Origin of the sequence: Sulfurimonas sediminis (genome assembly GCF_014905115.1) — a bacterium.
Taxonomy (GTDB): Bacteria; Campylobacterota; Campylobacteria; order Campylobacterales; family Sulfurimonadaceae; genus Sulfurimonas; species Sulfurimonas sediminis.
Genome location: NZ_CP041235.1, coordinates 1,191,083 through 1,207,825, shown reverse-complemented (window position 1 = coordinate 1,207,825; position 16,743 = coordinate 1,191,083). Strand labels below are relative to the sequence as shown.

At 36.3% G+C, this 16,743-nt stretch carries 14 protein-coding genes, 1 tRNA gene and 1 other RNA gene; 14 read left to right on the top strand and 2 right to left on the bottom strand.

The annotated features are described in order from the left end of the window. Positions 1-2: 2 nt before the first annotated feature. The gene (locus FJR45_RS06545) at positions 3-3,146 is read right to left on the bottom strand and encodes a YhdP family protein (protein ID WP_193149732.1); all 3,144 of its coding nucleotides are present in this window, start codon (positions 3,144-3,146) and stop codon (positions 3-5) included. Here FJR45_RS06545 and mltG point away from each other — a divergent pair. The 10 genes from mltG to FJR45_RS06495 all read left to right on the top strand — a co-directional run bounded on the left by mltG (position 3,076) and on the right by FJR45_RS06495 (position 14,288). Further along, positions 3,076-4,020, top strand: a complete 945-nt coding sequence (gene mltG / locus FJR45_RS06540) for an endolytic transglycosylase MltG (RefSeq protein WP_193149731.1) — start codon at positions 3,076-3,078, stop codon at positions 4,018-4,020. The two genes, FJR45_RS06545 and mltG, sit on opposite strands and share 71 nt — an antisense overlap. A 131-nt stretch (positions 4,021-4,151) precedes the next feature. After that, positions 4,152-6,329, top strand: a complete 2,178-nt coding sequence (locus FJR45_RS06535) for an NADP-dependent isocitrate dehydrogenase (RefSeq protein ID WP_193149729.1) — start codon at positions 4,152-4,154, stop codon at positions 6,327-6,329. Positions 6,330-6,536: 207 nt separating this feature from the next. Continuing rightward, entirely contained in the window at positions 6,537-7,493 is a 957-nt protein-coding gene (gene mdh / locus FJR45_RS06530) for a malate dehydrogenase (RefSeq protein WP_193149727.1), read from the top strand. A gap of 3 nt (positions 7,494-7,496) precedes the next feature. Continuing rightward, the gene (fumC, locus tag FJR45_RS06525) at positions 7,497-8,888 is read left to right on the top strand and encodes a class II fumarate hydratase (RefSeq protein ID WP_193149725.1); all 1,392 of its coding nucleotides are present in this window, start codon (positions 7,497-7,499) and stop codon (positions 8,886-8,888) included. A 93-nt stretch (positions 8,889-8,981) separates the two neighbouring features. Continuing rightward, positions 8,982-10,157: an ADP-forming succinate--CoA ligase subunit beta gene (sucC, locus tag FJR45_RS06520; RefSeq protein ID WP_193149723.1), complete on the top strand. Its 1,176-nt coding sequence runs from the start codon at positions 8,982-8,984 to the stop codon at positions 10,155-10,157. Between the two features lie 3 nt (positions 10,158-10,160). Beyond that, on the top strand, positions 10,161-11,036 hold the full coding sequence (gene sucD, locus FJR45_RS06515) for a succinate--CoA ligase subunit alpha (protein WP_193149721.1): 876 nt from the start codon (positions 10,161-10,163) through the stop codon (positions 11,034-11,036). Between the two features lie 328 nt (positions 11,037-11,364). Further along, positions 11,365-11,715 carry a 4Fe-4S dicluster domain-containing protein gene (locus FJR45_RS06510; RefSeq protein WP_193149719.1) on the top strand — a complete coding sequence of 117 codons (351 nt, stop codon included), beginning with the start codon at positions 11,365-11,367 and terminating at the stop codon, positions 11,713-11,715. Next, the gene (locus FJR45_RS06505) at positions 11,712-12,866 is read left to right on the top strand and encodes a 2-oxoglutarate synthase subunit alpha (RefSeq protein WP_193151913.1); all 1,155 of its coding nucleotides are present in this window, start codon (positions 11,712-11,714) and stop codon (positions 12,864-12,866) included. The genes FJR45_RS06510 and FJR45_RS06505 overlap by 4 nt, the downstream gene beginning before the upstream one ends. Beyond that, on the top strand, positions 12,866-13,720 hold the full coding sequence (locus FJR45_RS06500) for a 2-oxoglutarate ferredoxin oxidoreductase subunit beta (protein WP_193149718.1): 855 nt from the start codon (positions 12,866-12,868) through the stop codon (positions 13,718-13,720). Before FJR45_RS06505 ends, FJR45_RS06500 begins: the two co-directional genes overlap by 1 nt. A 10-nt stretch (positions 13,721-13,730) precedes the next feature. Continuing rightward, on the top strand, positions 13,731-14,288 hold the full coding sequence (locus tag FJR45_RS06495; RefSeq protein WP_193149717.1) for a 2-oxoacid:acceptor oxidoreductase family protein: 558 nt from the start codon (positions 13,731-13,733) through the stop codon (positions 14,286-14,288). Positions 14,289-14,386: 98 nt separating this feature from the next. Here the strand turns inward: FJR45_RS06495 and FJR45_RS06490 are convergent, their stop codons facing one another. Further along, positions 14,387-15,004, bottom strand: coding sequence for a TetR/AcrR family transcriptional regulator (locus FJR45_RS06490; protein ID WP_193149715.1), 618 nt, complete (start codon positions 15,002-15,004; stop codon positions 14,387-14,389). Positions 15,005-15,178: 174 nt separating this feature from the next. On the opposite strand from FJR45_RS06490, the gene rnpB reads away from it, so the two are divergent. From rnpB to FJR45_RS06470, 4 genes are all read left to right on the top strand, one after another. Continuing rightward, positions 15,179-15,505, top strand: an RNA gene (gene rnpB, locus FJR45_RS06485) — RNase P RNA component class A. A gap of 136 nt (positions 15,506-15,641) precedes the next feature. Further along, positions 15,642-15,848 carry a hypothetical protein gene (locus tag FJR45_RS06480; protein WP_151900277.1) on the top strand — a complete coding sequence of 69 codons (207 nt, stop codon included), beginning with the start codon at positions 15,642-15,644 and terminating at the stop codon, positions 15,846-15,848. Positions 15,849-15,922: 74 nt separating this feature from the next. Beyond that, positions 15,923-16,468, top strand: coding sequence for a response regulator (locus FJR45_RS06475; protein WP_151900278.1), 546 nt, complete (start codon positions 15,923-15,925; stop codon positions 16,466-16,468). A gap of 78 nt (positions 16,469-16,546) precedes the next feature. Beyond that, positions 16,547-16,621 (top strand) — tRNA-Glu (locus FJR45_RS06470). Positions 16,622-16,743: the final 122 nt, after the last annotated feature.

Here is a 16,743-nt window from a genome sequence, read left to right as displayed (position 1 = left end):
TCCTAGAAGAGTTTTTGAAGTACTTTAAAAGGAAAGGTAAGGGTTCGCTTGATGATATTGAGCGGTGCTACAATAATATCTTTGGCAACCATGGTATTTATAGTAGGATCGCTGAGTTTTCCTGTAACTTTGAGTGTGGTTGATATACTTTTTCCATCAAAAATAATATAACCGACAAGTGGTACTTTTGAGAGATTACTTCCCAGATCTGTTTTTAGATTTAAAACCAAATTGATACTGTTCTTGTTGGTATCCGCACTCCCTTTTCCAAGTATTGTCAACTCTTTGGATTCAAGATAAATATCTGAAATATCAAAAACACCTTTTTTTGCATGAAATTTTACATAGGCATTCTTCACATGTAAACCTTTTTTACTGTAACCCGGCAGTGAAAAAGTAACAAGAGAGGGTATTGTATTGACAAAAGCTAAGACATTATTTAGAAGTTTATAGTCAATCATTATAGTATCATGCATGTAAAAAACACCCTTGTAGTCTTCAAGTGTTCCATTCATAGAAAAGTCCAGACTCCCGCCACTGAATTTAGACGGGGCAAAGAGTTTTTCCATAAATTTATCATTAAAGTTTTCTCCATAAAGATGAAAAGTATTGTTTTCAAGCTTAAATCCTGCATTTCCTTTTTTATGAGTGAGTTGTGCTGTTAAGATATTATTGTAATATTGCAGATGCATTGTATCTGAAACAGCGTATCGGTTGTTGCCAAGATAAAGATAGGAATCTATCGCATCTACGGAAAGCTTAAAGTTGCTTTTTTTTGCATTTGACTGTCTTGTTATTTGTTTTGTAAATTTGACAATAGCATCTACATTCAGACCGGCATCATGTATCTTGATTGCAATATCTTTGTCTATTTTAATGTGCATTTTCTTGTTTACATTGAGATAAATTTTTTGCTTTTTTGTAATTTCTCCTGTTACCGTGTAGGTACTGACTTCCTTGTTTTTGTTGACCAGTAAATGATAAGGATAGTGTAAAGTCGCGCTAAACTGAGTATGGGGGGCATCGCTTTTTTTATAAAAACTGATTTTCCCTTCATTGAGTTTATACTTTTGTAAAAAACGTGATTTTTTTGCAAGAATTTCAAGAGCGTTGAGTGTTAACTTCCATTGTTTTTCATTGGAAACAAAAGAAGCATCAAGTTCTCGTGAATCTATTGTAATGTTTTCACCGTCAATATACCCGCCTAGCATTATTTTGTTGTTTTTATAGAGTATGGCATCTGTTTTCGGATTTTTCAATACAAAATCATTTAAACTTATATGTGCTTTTTTTGAATCAAAATCATAATGGGCATAGACTTTTGTACTGATATAATCACTGATTTGTAAAAATGTATGTTTCAAATAGATACTTTGTTTGTCAAAATTTATATAAAAATTGCTTGCTTTGTATTGTGATCCGTTAACATTGAAAAATATATCTTCTTGCGAAGAGACAGATAAAACTTTGTCGTATTGTACTCGTAAGGGTGTTACTGTTTGTGTGAGTTCTATACCGCTGTACTGTAGCTTTAAGAGATCTACATCAAGATTTATTTTAGATGCTTTGAGGTCTATTGTTCCATGAACATATCCATTTGTTATATTCCAGGTATTAAAATATGTTGCGGGTATATTTGTCTGCAGTTTTTTCAGATCAAAATCTACTGAGAGTTTTTCTAGCGTAATAATTTTGTTTTCATATTGCCATTTTGAAGAATCTATATCTATCGTATCCTGCTTTGGATGAATACGGTAAGCTACATGTAAAGGTCCTTTTTGTGTATCAAGAGAGAGACCCTGTGTCTCTATTTTGTGAAAGTTTAAGTCTATTGTTCCTGTTGATTTCTTTGCATTAAAGTTTACATATACATTTGCCGCAGCAATCTCTTTGTATTTTGCCTGCATTTTATCTATCAGCACATCATAATTATCAAGATGTATATGTGTATTGAAAATATCTATATTCAGTCCAAGATAGTCAAAGTTTGCTTTTTTGGTATAAAAGTCTCCTTTGGCATCTACATCAATTGTATGAAGATTGACCTCTATCGTTAAGTCAGTATTGACTGTGCCTTTTCTTTGTAAAAAAGGCAGTTTTATTTTGTAGGTGTTCAATACATGTAACATGTCTTTGTTAAGCATACCCTCAAACAGCAAATGCAGTGTTAAGAGTTCTTCTTTTTTATTGAAGTCAATTTTAAGCCAGCTTTTTCCTAAGTTCATTCCGTACGTCAAAGCATTTTGAGGTTTTATATATAAAATCCCCTTTTTAAATTCAAGATTTGTCTGCCTGCTTTTTACGGCGTCGAGTTTTGGATTGTATGTATAGATGAGTTTTTGTGCAACTGCCTGGATATATATGTTTTTATAAGCATTTTGCAAATCATTATAATCAATAAAACCATGAAATGTTTGAATATCAAGATATTGCATTTTAATGGCAGTATATGCCCAGTATATTACTTCTTTTGGCAAATGTGCGATTTTTATCAGGTGAGAAATATCAGTTATGTGTTTGTTGCTGACAACATTGTAGATGAGTTGTTTTTCATCTGCAATTGCATAAACAGTAAGGTTTGCGTCATTATGAATATCAAGGTCAATTTTTGTGTATACTTTTTGCGCCTGTGTATCAAAAATAACACTGCCTTTTATATTGACAGCCCTTTTTTTGTCTTGAAACTTTTTTATTGCGACTCTGAGCAGATCTGTTTTTGCATAAATCTTCGATTCAAAATCAAAATCCGGAGATTGAAAAACAAAAAAACCCTGCTCGCTACTCGTGTATTTAAAAGAGCCTGTGGCGTTGCCAAACACTATGTTTCTGACAACAAGAGAGCGAAACCAGTGTGTTGTTTGCGTAACAATTTTAAGATATTTGCTGAACTCTTTAAAACTGATACTGTTGGCTGTTTTGTTGTTTTGTCTGTCAATTTTTAAGGTTTTAACAGAAACAGTAAGTCTGTCATCCCATTTGATATAAATACTTTTTGCATGAATATTTGATATAGAAACATTATCAAGATATAATCCATTTTGTAAAACTATAAACAAACCAACAAGAAGAAGAAACATGAAAGTAAAAAAAACAACTATACTCGCGTATGTTTTCGCAATAATCTTTGTGATTGCATTATCTTTCATGTACTACCTTAATAAACCTATTTATACACCCAAAGTCCTCTATATTCCTGCAGGCTCTATTAATAAAATTATAACACAATTGCAGTCTAAAAATTATGATGTCTGCAAAATCGATTCTTTTCTTTTACGGATGATTGGCTCCCCTCAAAGCGGATGGATAAATTTACAGACAAGGGTAAACACCAAAGCGGATTTTTTATATAAACTGACAAGATCCAAGGCAGCTTTGCAAAATGTTACACTTATTCCGGGAGAGACCACTTATATATTTTTAAATCAACTGGCAAGCAATTTGCATCTCAACAGACAAAAACTGCAAGATGAATTTGACAAGCATGCTCCAATGAAAGAGGGCGTTTTTATTCCTGACACCTACAGACTTCCTTTGGGTATTACGGAAAAAGAACTTATAAGAGTGTTACTAAACAGCTCACACAGAAAAATGAAAGAACTCTCGCTGAAGTTTTTCGGCAATTATAATGAAAAAAAATGGTTTCGATATGTAGCAATAGCTTCAATAATTCAAAAAGAATCAGCCAGTGTAAAAGAGATGCCCTTGGTGAGTTCTGTTATATACAACAGAATAAACAAGGGAATGAAACTGCAAATGGACGGAACGCTTAACTACGGAAAGTATTCGCATCAAAAGGTCACACCCTACCGAATTAAAAATGATACTACAACATACAATACATACAGACATGCAGGGCTTCCAACTGCTCCTGTCTGCAATGTAAGTATTGATGCCATACGGGCTGCGGTATTTCCTAAAAAAACAGATTATCTCTATTTTATGAAATCCAAAAAAGGAACACATGACTTTACATGTAACTATTCTACACATTTACGCAACATAAAGCGTGCTACAAAATGAAACAAAAAAGAAAGATAATGTGAACTTTTCCCTGTCAATGCACGGTTTGTTTCTCTTAAGTGTTATTATTTAATTCGTAAAGTTCATAAATATATAATTTATGAATAAATATTAACTCAGAAGGACAGAACATGTCAAAAATTATTTGGTCAAAAATTGATGAAGCTCCGGCTTTAGCAACATATTCTTTATTGCCAATCGTAAATGCTTTTACAAAAGAAGCAGGTGTAGAAGTTGTAACTAGTGATATTTCATTAGCAGGAAGAGTTTTAGCGGCAATGGGTCTTGGAGAAGATGAATTGTCTAAACTTGGTGAACTTGTGCAAAAACCGGAAGCTAACATTATTAAGCTTCCAAATATTTCTGCTTCAGTTGGTCAATTGAAAGACTGTATTGCCGAACTTCAGTCTCAAGGATATGATATTCCGAACTATCCGGAAAATCCTGCAAATGCTGAAGAAGAAGCTATTCAGGCTAAATACAGCACTTGTCTTGGTTCTGCAGTTAACCCTGTCCTTCGTGAAGGAAATTCTGACAGACGTGCAGCACATGCTGTTAAAAAATATGCACAGAAACATCCGCACAGACTCAAGCCTTTTGCCGAAAACTCAAAAGCTTACGTTGCTCACATGAATGGTGACGGTGATTTTTATGCAAATGAGCAGTCAGTAACTATGGACAAAGCGCAAAAAGTAACAATTGCATTAAACGGTAAAGAATTAAAAACTATTGATGCACTTGATAAAGAGGTCCTTGATGGTACTTTTATGTCAGTGAAAAAATTAAGAGCATTTATCCAAAAAACAATTGACGAAGCAAAAGAAAAAGGTGTTATATGGTCTATTCACCTTAAAGCTACAATGATGAAAATTTCTGATCCGATTATGTTTGGACATGCATTTCAGGTTTTCTTCAAAGAAGTTTTTGATAAATATGCAGATCTGTTTGCTGAGCTAGGAGTTAATCCAAATCTTGGTATGAGTGATTTAGAGAAAAAAATTGCCGGTCATTCAAAAGAAGCAGAAATTAAAGCTGCATTCCAGGCTGTAGTTGATGCAGATGCACCAAGAATTGCTATGGTTGATTCTGACAAAGGGACAACAAACTTCAATGCTTCAAACGATGTGATTATTGATGCTTCTATGCCTGTAGTTGTTCGTGAAGGTGGTAAACAGTGGGACAGAACAGGTGCAGCTGATGAGTGTGTTGCTGTTATTCCGGACAGTACCTATGCAATGTTCCATCAAGAGATGGTAGCTGACTGTGTAAAAAATGGACAGTATGATGTAACTACTATGGGAAATGTTGCAAATGTTGGTCTTATGGCACAAAAAGCTGAAGAGTATGGTTCTCACCCGACAACTTTTGAACTTGAAGAGAGTGGTACAGTTACAGTTACTGCCGAAGACGGCACAGAACTTATGAAATTTGAGTGTGAAAAAGGTGATATCTGGAGAATGTCTCGTACAAAAGATATTCCAGTACAAGATTGGGTGCGTTTAGCAGTTGAGCGTGCAAGACTTACAGGAAATCCAGCAGTATTTTGGTTAGATGAAAATCGTGCGCATGATACACAAATACTTAATAAAGTAAACAAATATCTTAAAGAGCATGATACTACTGGCTTAGATATAAAAATTATGGATGTAGCATCGGCTACAAGATTTACAAACGAAAGAGTAAGAGCTGGTAAAGATACGATTTCTGTAACTGGCAATGTTCTTCGTGACCACTTGACAGATATGTATCCTATTTTAGAGCTTGGAACATCTGCAAAAATGCTTTCAATTGTTCCATTATTAGCTGGTGGGGGTTTATTTGAAACAGGTGCCGGTGGTTCTGCTCCTAAACATGTTGAGCAATTTGTAAACGAAGGGCACTTACGATGGGATTCTCTTGGTGAATTTTTAGCACTTGCTGAATCACTTCGAATGATGTATCAAAAAAGTGAAGACAGTAAAATAGGTGCATTAACAGAAGGTCTCGACAAAGCAAATGAAGGATACCTTGATAATGATAAAGCACCAAGCAGAAAATGTGGCGAACCAGATAATAAAGCATCTCACTACTGGGTGGCACGCTACTGGGCCGAAGCATTAAGTACGCAAACTGCAGATACTGCTTTAGCAGAGAAATTTACTCCAGTTGCTGAAACACTTGTGAAAAATGAAGAAAAAATTCTTACTGAGCTTGCTGCTGCGGAAGGTTCTCCGAAAGATATCGGTGGTTATTTCCACCCGGATGATGCCAAAGCTGAAAAAGCAATGCGTCCGTCTGCAACATTGAATGCAATAATTGATTCAATCTAAGTTGAATTATATCGTGCGTAAGGTATACTTATGCACGATATTCCTCTTTTTTATGTAACTCTTATTTTACAGGTGCTATATACAAAAGATGAATGCTGTTTCATCTAAAACTTTCGATGTCTGAATATACTTAAATGTTATGTGTTCGCACATATTGTTTAAGTGTACTGTACTGGTCATCATACTATTTAATATTAAGGAGCATATATGAGTCAAGGAAAAAGAGTAGGGATAGTAGGTGCTGGTAATGTTGGTGCAACAGTAGCATACTCTCTTGCGATGCTTGGATCATGTCATGAAATTATTCTTCGTGACAACAAAATAGATGTAGCAAAAGGGAAGGCATTAGATATGTCACAGGCAGCTTCTGCTGTGAGAAGTCATACAGTGGTAAAAGTTGCTGAAGAGATGTCAGATTTGGTTGACTGTGATGTTGTTGTTGTAACTGCCGGCAGTCCAAGACTTCCCGGTATGAGTCGTGATGACTTACTGATGATTAATGCGAAAATCACAAAAGAGGTAATTGAAGGTATTGCAAAATACTCTCCAAACGCAGTTGTTATCATGGTTTCAAACCCGCTTGATGCGATGACTTATGTAGCGCTGAAAGAGAGTGGATTTGACAGAAGCCGTGTTATCGGAATGGCTGGAATTCTGGACAGTTCAAGAATGGCTGCATTTATTCAAGAGAAGCTTGGTTATGGCGGCGGACAGATTCGTGCTTCGGTTATGGGCGGACACGGAGATGATATGGTGCCTCTTCCTCGTTACTCGACTGTAGCGGGTGTGCCTTTGTCAGATGTGCTTACAAGTGAAGAAATTGCCGAAATTGTTGACAGAACACGTCACGGCGGTGCTGAAATTGTGGGATACCTAAAAACAGGTTCCGCTTATTATGCGCCTGCAAAATCAACAGCGATTATGGTAGATGCAATTTTAAAAGATACAAAACAGATTCACCCTTGTGCGGTATGTCTTGAAGGTGAATACGGATACAGTGATGTAGTTTCGGGGGTGCCTGTAATGCTTGGTGCCAAAGGTGCTGAAAAAATTATTGAAGTAACACTAGATGAAAAAGAAAAAGCGATGTTTGCCAAATCTTGCAAGTCGGTTCAAGACTTAATAGACACACTAAAAGAAAATAATTTTTTTGAAGGAAACTAGAGAATGAAGACTCGTATAGAAAAAGACACAATGGGTGAAATTGAGGTTCCTCAAGATGCTTATTGGGGTGCACAAACACAAAGAAGTATTCAAAATTTTAAAATTGGTGAAGAAAAAATGCCGTATGAAATTACTCGTGCATTTTCATACCTGAAAAAAGCTGTTGCACTTGTTAATAAAGACCTGGGCAAACTTGATGCTAAAAAAGCAGATGCAATTGCACAAGCCGCAGATGATATGTTGGCAGGAAAACTTGATGGAAACTATCCACTTGTTGTATGGCAGACAGGTTCAGGTACGCAGTCAAACATGAACAATAATGAAGTGCTTGCAAATCGTGCGACTGAAATTTTGGGCGGAGATTTTAGAAAAGAGAAGCTGGTGCATCCGAATGATGATGTTAACAAGTCACAGTCTTCAAATGACACATACCCGACTGCTTTACATGTAGCGGCTGTTATTGCTGTTGAAGAGAACCTTCTTCCTGCCATTGCAAAATTGAAAGCTACTTTACAGGCAAAAAGTGAAGCCTTTGCCCATATCGTAAAAATCGGTCGTACACACCTGCAGGATGCTACACCACTTACGCTTGGGCAAGAAATAAGCGGTTGGGTTGAGATGCTGAGCAAATGTGAAAAGATGGCAAAAGAGTCTCTTGAAGCAGTTAGAGAGTTGGCGCTTGGCGGTACCGCAGTCGGAACAGGGTTGAATGCACATCCGGAACTTGGTGAAAGAGTTGCTAAAAAGCTCAGTGAATTGACAGGGCATGAATTTGTGACAGCACCCAACAAATTTCACGCACTCACTTCCCATGATGCACTTGTTTTTGCTCACGGTGCGCTCAAAGCACTTGCTGCGGATATGATGAAAATAGCAAATGATGTACGATGGTTGGCATCAGGTCCTCGCTGTGGTCTTGGTGAAATTGAAATTCCTGCAAATGAGCCGGGGAGTTCTATTATGCCGGGTAAGGTAAACCCTACACAAAGTGAAGCGGTCACAATGGTTACCTGTCAGGTTATGGGAAATGATGCGACAATCGGTTTTGCAGCAAGTCAAGGAAATTTTGAATTAAATGTTTTTAAGCCTGTTATAGCATATAACTTTTTACAGTCTGTGCGCCTTTTGACAGATTCTATTGTGTCTTTCAATGATAATGCCGCTGTGGGAATCAAACCTGTTGAGGCAAAAATAGATCATTATTTACATGATTCTTTGATGCTTGTAACAGCTTTGAACCCGTATATCGGATATGAAAATGCAGCCAAAATTGCAAAAACTGCGCATGCAAACAATTCAACATTGAAAGAGACAGCTGTCGAACTCGGGCTTTTGACACCTGAGCAGTTTGACGAATATGTAAAACCGGAAGAGATGATTGCATCTAAGGCTTAAAAGCCAATGCAAGCGAGGAACTAAATTCCGAGTCGTATAAGGCTTAAAGGATAGTGCAGAAAAACATCCCTCAATTTTAAATAAGGAGAATAGATGAATATACATGAGTATCAGGCAAAACAGATTTTTGCCCAGTATGGTGTTCCAACACCAAAAGGTAAGATTGCAAATTCAGTAGAAGAAGCTGTTGAAAATGCGAAGGAATTAGGTGGACCTGTTTGGGTTGTTAAAGCACAGATACATGCAGGTGGTCGTGGACTTGGTGGTGGTGTAAAACTGGCTAAAAGTCTTGATGAAGTAAAACAGTATGCAGATGAAATTCTTGGAATGACTTTAGTAACGCATCAAACAGGCCCTGAGGGTAAATTAGTTCAAAAAGTTTACATAGAAGACGGTGCAGATATTAAAGACGAATTGTATCTTTCTGTAGTGCTTGACCGTGCTCAAGAGATGCCGATTATTATGGCTTCTACTGAAGGTGGGATGGATATAGAAACTGTAGCAGAAAAAACCCCGGAAAAAATCATTAAAGTTACTATTGATCCTTCTATTGGATTTCAAGGCTTCCATGGTCGTGAATTGGTTTTTGGTCTAGGAATTACAGACAAAAATGAACAGCGTAAGATGATTGATTTTGCTTCTAAACTTTATAAGCTTTATATGGATAAAGATGCAGAGATGATAGAGATTAATCCGCTTGTTAAAACTGGCTCTGGAGATTTTGTTGCACTTGATGGTAAAATGGGATTTGATGATTCGGCACTTGGGAGACATCCTGATCTTGAAGCTATGAGAGATATTTCTGAAGAAGATCCAGATGAGCGTGAAGCTGCACAATATGGTCTTTCTTATATTGCCCTTGACGGTGAAATTGGCTGTATGGTAAATGGTGCAGGTCTTGCTATGGGAACAATGGATACCATTAATTATATGGGCGGAACACCTGCAAACTTTCTCGATGTTGGAGGAAGTGCAAATGCTGAAACAGTGGCAAAAGGTTTTGAAATAATTTTGAAAAATCCAAAAGTTAAAGCTATTTTTGTAAATATTTTTGGTGGAATAGTAAGATGTGATCGTATTGCAAATGGTATACTTGAAGCTACAAAGCTTGTAAATGTTCATGTTCCTGTGATAGTTCGTCTTGATGGTACAAATGCACCTGAAGCAGCGGAAATTCTAAAAAATGCAAATATACCAAATGTAATTCCAGCGACAGATTTAGCAGATGGTGCTGCAAAAGCTGTTGCTGCAGCAAAAGGAGAGTTATAAGATATGTCAATTTTAGTAAATAAAGATACAAAAGTTATCGTTCAGGGGTTTACTGGTAAAGAGGGTACTTTTCATGCAGAGCAGTGTATTGATTATGGTACAAACATTGTTGGTGGTGTGACACCAAACAAAGGTGGACAAGAGCATTTAGGTAAGCCAGTATTTAATACTGTCAGAGATGCTGTTAAAGCTACAGGGGCAACTGTTTCAATGATTTTTGTTCCACCTGCTTTTGTTGCGGATGCAGTTATGGAAGCTGCGGATGCAGGGATAGAACTTGCTGTAATAATTACAGAGGGTGCACCTGTTAAAGATATGATGTATGCTAAGCAGTATGCTACAAAACATAATATGAAAACTATTGGGCCAAACTGTCCTGGTATTATCACTGCTGAAGAGTGTAAAATCGGTATTATGCCTGGTATGATTTTCAAAAAAGGTAATGTTGGGCTTATTTCAAAGTCTGGTACATTAACATATGAAGGTGCAAATCAGGTTGTAAAGGAAGGATTTGGAATTTCCACTGCTGTAGGTATTGGAGGAGATCCTATTATAGGACTTTCATATAAACAGATTTTACCAATGTTTGAAGCAGATCCTGAAACGGAGGCGATTGTAATGATTGGTGAAATCGGTGGAGATCTTGAGATCCAGGCGGCAAAACTGATAAAAGAGCAGATAACAAAGCCTGTTGTTGCTTTTATAGCAGGGCAAACGGCTCCTAAAGGCAAACGCATGGGTCATGCCGGTGCGATTATTTCAGGGAGCGCAGGTACTGCAAAAGAGAAAATGGAAGCTCTTGAAGCTGCCGGTGTTAAAGTTGTTGTTTCTCCGGCAGAAATCGGAAAAGCTGTCGCTGAAGTTTTAGCAAAAAAATAATTTATTTTTATATTCTTTCACAAAAGGCTTTCTGGAAAAGTAATATTTTTCAGAAAGTTTTTCCCCCTCTTTTTTTATAATTTATATCTCTTTTTAATTTCTTGAATTTTCAACACCTGTGTGTAGATACTAAACGGTATATGGTTTTTATAATTTATACTTTAAATTTATTTTTTAAAATTTCAATATAAGTGTGTAGATACTAAACGTTCTATACTCTTTTTGGTAATAAGCATCAACTTTTATAATAAAGTTGATAATTATTTGCTATACTTTTATATGCAAACTAATATACATAGTTAATTTGTATTTAACAATAGGAGAATAAATGGGAACTTTTAAAACTGAAAACCCAGGAAATGAACCAGTATGGGTAAACACGAACAATTGCAAAGCGTGTGACATTTGTGTGTCTGTGTGTCCTTCCGGTGTATTAGGGATGGTATATGACCCAACATCAACACTGGGTGCAATGATATCAATTGATTATCCGGAAGATTGTATCGGGTGTAATGAATGTGAACTTACATGTCCGGATTTTGCTATTTATGTAGCAGACAAAAAAGAATTAAAAGCTGCAGGAAAAAGTTTTGCAAAACTAACTGATGCAGCGAAAAAAAGACAAGCGGAAATTGTTGCAAACAATTATATGTCTGTGAAACAAAAAGGAGCTAAATAATGAGAGAAGTTATCTCGACAGGTAATGAATTAGCTGCAAAAGCTGCAGTAGAAGCAGGAGCAAGATTTTTTGGAGGATACCCTATTACTCCATCATCTGAAGTAATGCATGAATCTTCTGATTTACTACCAAAGGTCGGTGGTGTTTGTATTCAAATGGAAGATGAAATCGGAGGTATTTCGGCTGCTATTGGTGCATCTATGGCTGGTGTTAAATCATATACGGCTACATCTGGTCCTGGTGTTTCTTTAAAAGCGGAGCAGATTGGTCTTGCTTTTATTGCTGAAATTCCATTGGTTATTATCAATGTAATGCGTGGTGGTCCTTCTACAGGTCTTCCTACTCGTGTTTCTCAGGCAGATATCGGTCAGGCACAGTATCCGACACACGGTGATTATGCATCTATCACTTTATGTGCAGGTTCATTAACTGAGTGTTATACACAAACAGTACGTGCATTTAACCTGGCTGAAAAATATATGACTCCTGTTTTTGTACTTCTTGATGAAACAATTGGGCATATGCATGGAAAAGCTGATTTGCCGGATATTGAAGAAATTGAAGCTGCTGCAGTTGATCGTGAAAGATTTCATGGTAGTCCTGAAGATTATAAGCCATACAAAGCAGAGATGAACAAGCCTGCGGTGCTGAATCCTATGTTTGAAGGGTATAAATACCACATTACAGGTTTACACCATGGAGATGAAGGTTTTCCTACTGAAGATGCAGAGCAGTGTGAATTTAATATTGAGCGTTTGGTTGGTAAGATAAATACAGTACACTTGGAAAACGGTGGGCTTGATGAACTTCCTGATTATGAAGAAGTAGATTTGGAAGATGCAGATGTTTGTATTATAGCATACGGATCTATTGCACTCGGTGCTTATGAAGCTGTGAAAAAACTTCGTTCAGAAGGTATCAAAGCAGGACTGTTCAGACCGATTATGTTATGGCCAAGTCCAATTAAGAGATTGGAAGAGCTTGGTAGAAAATTTGAAAACAGAATTATGGTGACTGAACTCAATATGGGTCAGTACTCAAAAGAAATTGAACGCGTTATTAAACGTAATGATTTTACTACTTTACTCAAAGCAAACGGTCGTCCTATCGCACCGGCAGAAATGGTAGCAAAAATTAAGGAGATGATTTAATGGCATTTAATTATGATAAATATTTACGTGTAAACAAAATGCCGACACTGTGGTGTTGGGGTTGTGGTGATGGTGTTATTTTAAAAGCAACTATTCGTGCAATTGAAAAAATGGGATGGGATATGAAAGATGTTTGTATCGTATCTGGAATAGGGTGTTCTGGTCGTTTTTCTTCATATATCGACTGTAATACTGTTCACACAACACATGGTCGTACTGTTGCATATGCTACCGGTATCAAACTTGCTAAACCGCATGCACATGTAATCGTTGTTGCAGGTGACGGTGACGGACTTGCAATCGGAGGAAACCACACTATTCATGGCTGTAGAAGAAATATTGATTTGAATTTTATTCTGATTAACAACTTTATTTATGGTCTTACAAATTCACAGACTTCTCCGACAACTCCTCGCGGAATGTGGACTGTTTCTCAAAAGAACGGTAATATTGACCCAACTTTTGATGCCTGTAAACTGGCAATCGGGGCAGGGGCATCTTTTGTTGCCCGTGAATCTATGACAGATCCTAAAAAACTTGAAAAGATTCTTGTAAAGGGTTTTTCTCACAAAGGTTTCTCATTTATGGATATCTTTTCCAACTGTCATATTAACCTTGGTCGTAAAAACAAAATGGTTTCTGCAATGGACAACCTCAAATGGATCGATGATATTACACTTCCGTTGAAAAAATGGGAAGCGCTTTCTGAAGAAGAGCAGTTGAATATTTTCCCGACTGGTGTATTGAGAGAAGTTGAGCAGGAAGAGTATTGTGACATGTATGCAGAGATTCAAAAAGCTGCACAAGGGCAACGTCCTAAAATCACTCAAGATGATTTTGAGAAAAAAATATAAGGGGTTATAGATGAGACATACTTTAAGATTTACTGGTGTTGGTGGACAAGGTGTCCTTCTTGCCGGTGAAATTATGGCTGCTTGTAAAATTAAGAATGGCGGATTTGGCCTAAAAACTGCTACTTATACTTCTCAAGTTCGTGGTGGTGCAACTGTTGTTGATATTACACTTGATGATGAAGAGATTCGTTATCCATATGCAAATGAAGGTGAGATTGATTTCATGCTTTCTGTTGCTGATGTTTCTTTCCACCAATTTAAAAGTGGTGTAAGACCTGGAAATAAAATCGTAATTGATCCAAATCTAGTTCATCCAACTGATGAAGATAGAAAATTATGGGAAATTATCGAAATTCCTATTATTACAATAGCAAAAGAAGAGGTTGGTAATGTTATTACTCAATCTGTTGTTGCTCTTGCGATTACAAATACGATGACTGGTGTACTTCCGGAAGAATCTTTGATAGAAATAATGCTTTCAAAAGTTCCGCCAAAAGTTCATGAGGCAAACAAAAAAGCATACGCGCTTGGAAAAGCCTATGCTTTAGATGCGATGGGAACAAAATAACTTTCAACCTTTAGCATATAAAAAAGCAGTTCTTTTCAGGAGCTGCTTTTTTTTAAAACAAGAGTTTAATATTAATTAGTATCTAATATTCTATAATATCATATTTTAATGCTTTCCCAAAAAAAATCTACATGTTTTTCAAATTGTGTCGCAAGCGAATTTGTCGAATAGGCATCAAACCTCAATAATGTAACCTGGAGTCTGATATAAAAGAGGGTGCTGATAAATTCATAAGCAATAAGCATTGGATCGCAAGAGCGAATTAAAGAATTTTGCATCATAATGAAAAAGCCTTCTGAAAGCAAGGCAATATTTTTATCATGATATTGGCTCATAAACTGTTCTCTGAGGCTTTTGTTCTGCATAAGCTCAATCATGAGCAGCCTGAACATGTTTTCATTCTTCCTGTCAAATGTCAGCATTTTGTACTGCATTGTATATTTTTGCAAAAACGGTTTTCCCCGAAATGCCAATTCTTTTACTTCGTCTTCTGAAAAAGAGAAGGGCGAAGAGAAAATATTTTTAGCAACTTCAAGAAATATTTCCTCCTTGTTTTTGTAATGATTGTATAAAGCACTCTCTCTTATTCCAACTTCAGCAGCAATTTTACGCACACTGGCTCCTTTGTATCCGTAGTGCGAAAAGAGGGCGGTTGCGGCTGTAAGAATTTTCTCTTTTGTTGTGTTTTTTTTCTTTATATCCCTGTTTTCAGGCATTTAAAGCTCCTTTTCTTTTAAAAGTGAACAATTGTTCTTGTATATGTAATTATATATGAACAGTTGTTAATATCTTCTTAAACATAAGTGAACAATTGTTCTTATTGCTTCATGTAGCTAAGAACAGATGTTCATGTTCCAATCTTTGTTTAGAATTTTTATGTATAATTCCATCAGGCATAAGAGATAGTAACTTGAACCTGTATTCAAGAGGAAAGTCCGAGCTGCTGTAAGACAGTGTTCCATTTAACTAATGGCCGTAGCAATACGAGGGAAAGTGCAACAGAAAACAAACTTCTACCTTTTGGTAGTAAAGGTGAAAAGGTGGTGTAAGAGACCACCAGTCTTTATAGCAATATAGAGAGCTTGTAAACCCAACATGGCAGCAAGAAACAAATGGTTAGCGTCTTACAATGCTATTGTTTCGCTAGAGGCACAACGCAAGATGTGCAGTAGATTAATGCTATCACTACAAAACTCGGCTTATCTTATGCCTGAAAACCACTCTCAAGTAGAGTAGATGGTTTTTCAAGAGAATTTACATTATGTTAACCAATATACATATTGTTTAATATGAATGATTTCAAAGACTCTACAGAGAACAAACACGCGAATAAACTCCAGGAACAGATACACAATGGAAAGAAAAGAACAACTTATTAAAGATATACAAAACCTTCTCAACAGCTATGACGGCATACGCCCTACTTCTATTAATCCTGATTTATTACAATTTATGGATGAAAAAACACTTATAGATACAATTGATGCTTTGTTGACACAAAAAGAGAAAAACAGTGTTTCTGATACAGAGTGGCTTGAGCAATTTAAGACAAATTCTTGAATTTGTTGATAAATGTTAGCGTTATTAACCATTTGTAGTGTATAATATAACAAATTAAAATATAGGAAAAAACAATGGGTAATTTAGATTTAATTCAATTAACAGAACAGACAAAAAAACTTACAGCGATGGTTGTAGAAGATGAAAAAGTAACGAACGAACTTCTCAGTTCTACGTTTAAAAACTTTTTTGCAAAAGTAGAATCATGTTTTGACGGTGATACGGCATTAAAAGTATATGAGCAGATGAAACCGGATGTAGTTTTTGTTGACATTATTATGGAAGGAATGGACGGGATAGAACTTTCTCGTAAAATTCGTGAAATCAATCCAAGTCAAATCATCATAGTGATCTCTGCAAGTAATGATATGGAAAAAATTTCTGCATCAATTGAAGTAGGTGTAAACAGTTTTATTCAAAAGCCTATTGACACGAAAAAAATTATAGAGCTTTTAGGTAATGTTGTTTCTATGGTGGCTAAAAAGAAAAAAGTAGAGACAAAAACATTTTCAATCTCTCTTCCTTTGGATTTATACGAAACTGTAAATGAGAATGCAAAAGCAGAAAGTATTTCTAAAAATGCTGTCATTATCAGAGCACTTCGTAGCTTTTATGAATAATTAACGGAATATATAGATTTTATCTTTTTTTAAGGATATTGTCTATATAATTTCGGCTCAACAAAAGTTGAGCATGTTGGCCCCGTCGTCTAGCGGTTAGGATCCATGGTTTTCATCCATGTTACAGGAGTTCGATTCTCCTCGGGGTCACCAATTTTTCTTCCTTTTTAACAATCATAAAATATCATTTATAAAACTGTCAAGCGAAATAATCCACTCACACATTCAAAAACCACAATGCCATTAAGTTAGCAGCTTTTTCGGAATGCGGACTG

Excerpts from the sequence above, each read along its gene's own strand:
- mltG (WP_193149731.1), top strand. The coding sequence starts at position 3,076 with ATGAAAGTAAAAAAAACAACTATACTCGCGTATGTTTTCGCAATAATC.
- FJR45_RS06545 (WP_193149732.1), bottom strand. The coding sequence starts at position 3,146 with ATGAAAGATAATGCAATCACAAAGATTATTGCGAAAACATACGCGAGT.
- FJR45_RS06535 (WP_193149729.1), top strand. The coding sequence starts at position 4,152 with ATGTCAAAAATTATTTGGTCAAAAATTGATGAAGCTCCGGCTTTAGCA.
- mdh (WP_193149727.1), top strand. The coding sequence starts at position 6,537 with ATGAGTCAAGGAAAAAGAGTAGGGATAGTAGGTGCTGGTAATGTTGGT.
- fumC (WP_193149725.1), top strand. The coding sequence starts at position 7,497 with ATGAAGACTCGTATAGAAAAAGACACAATGGGTGAAATTGAGGTTCCT.
- sucC (WP_193149723.1), top strand. The coding sequence starts at position 8,982 with ATGAATATACATGAGTATCAGGCAAAACAGATTTTTGCCCAGTATGGT.
- sucD (WP_193149721.1), top strand. The coding sequence starts at position 10,161 with ATGTCAATTTTAGTAAATAAAGATACAAAAGTTATCGTTCAGGGGTTT.
- FJR45_RS06510 (WP_193149719.1), top strand. The coding sequence starts at position 11,365 with ATGGGAACTTTTAAAACTGAAAACCCAGGAAATGAACCAGTATGGGTA.
- FJR45_RS06500 (WP_193149718.1), top strand. The coding sequence starts at position 12,866 with ATGGCATTTAATTATGATAAATATTTACGTGTAAACAAAATGCCGACA.
- FJR45_RS06495 (WP_193149717.1), top strand. The coding sequence starts at position 13,731 with ATGAGACATACTTTAAGATTTACTGGTGTTGGTGGACAAGGTGTCCTT.
- FJR45_RS06490 (WP_193149715.1), bottom strand. The coding sequence starts at position 15,004 with ATGCCTGAAAACAGGGATATAAAGAAAAAAAACACAACAAAAGAGAAA.
- FJR45_RS06480 (WP_151900277.1), top strand. The coding sequence starts at position 15,642 with ATGGAAAGAAAAGAACAACTTATTAAAGATATACAAAACCTTCTCAAC.
- FJR45_RS06475 (WP_151900278.1), top strand. The coding sequence starts at position 15,923 with ATGGGTAATTTAGATTTAATTCAATTAACAGAACAGACAAAAAAACTT.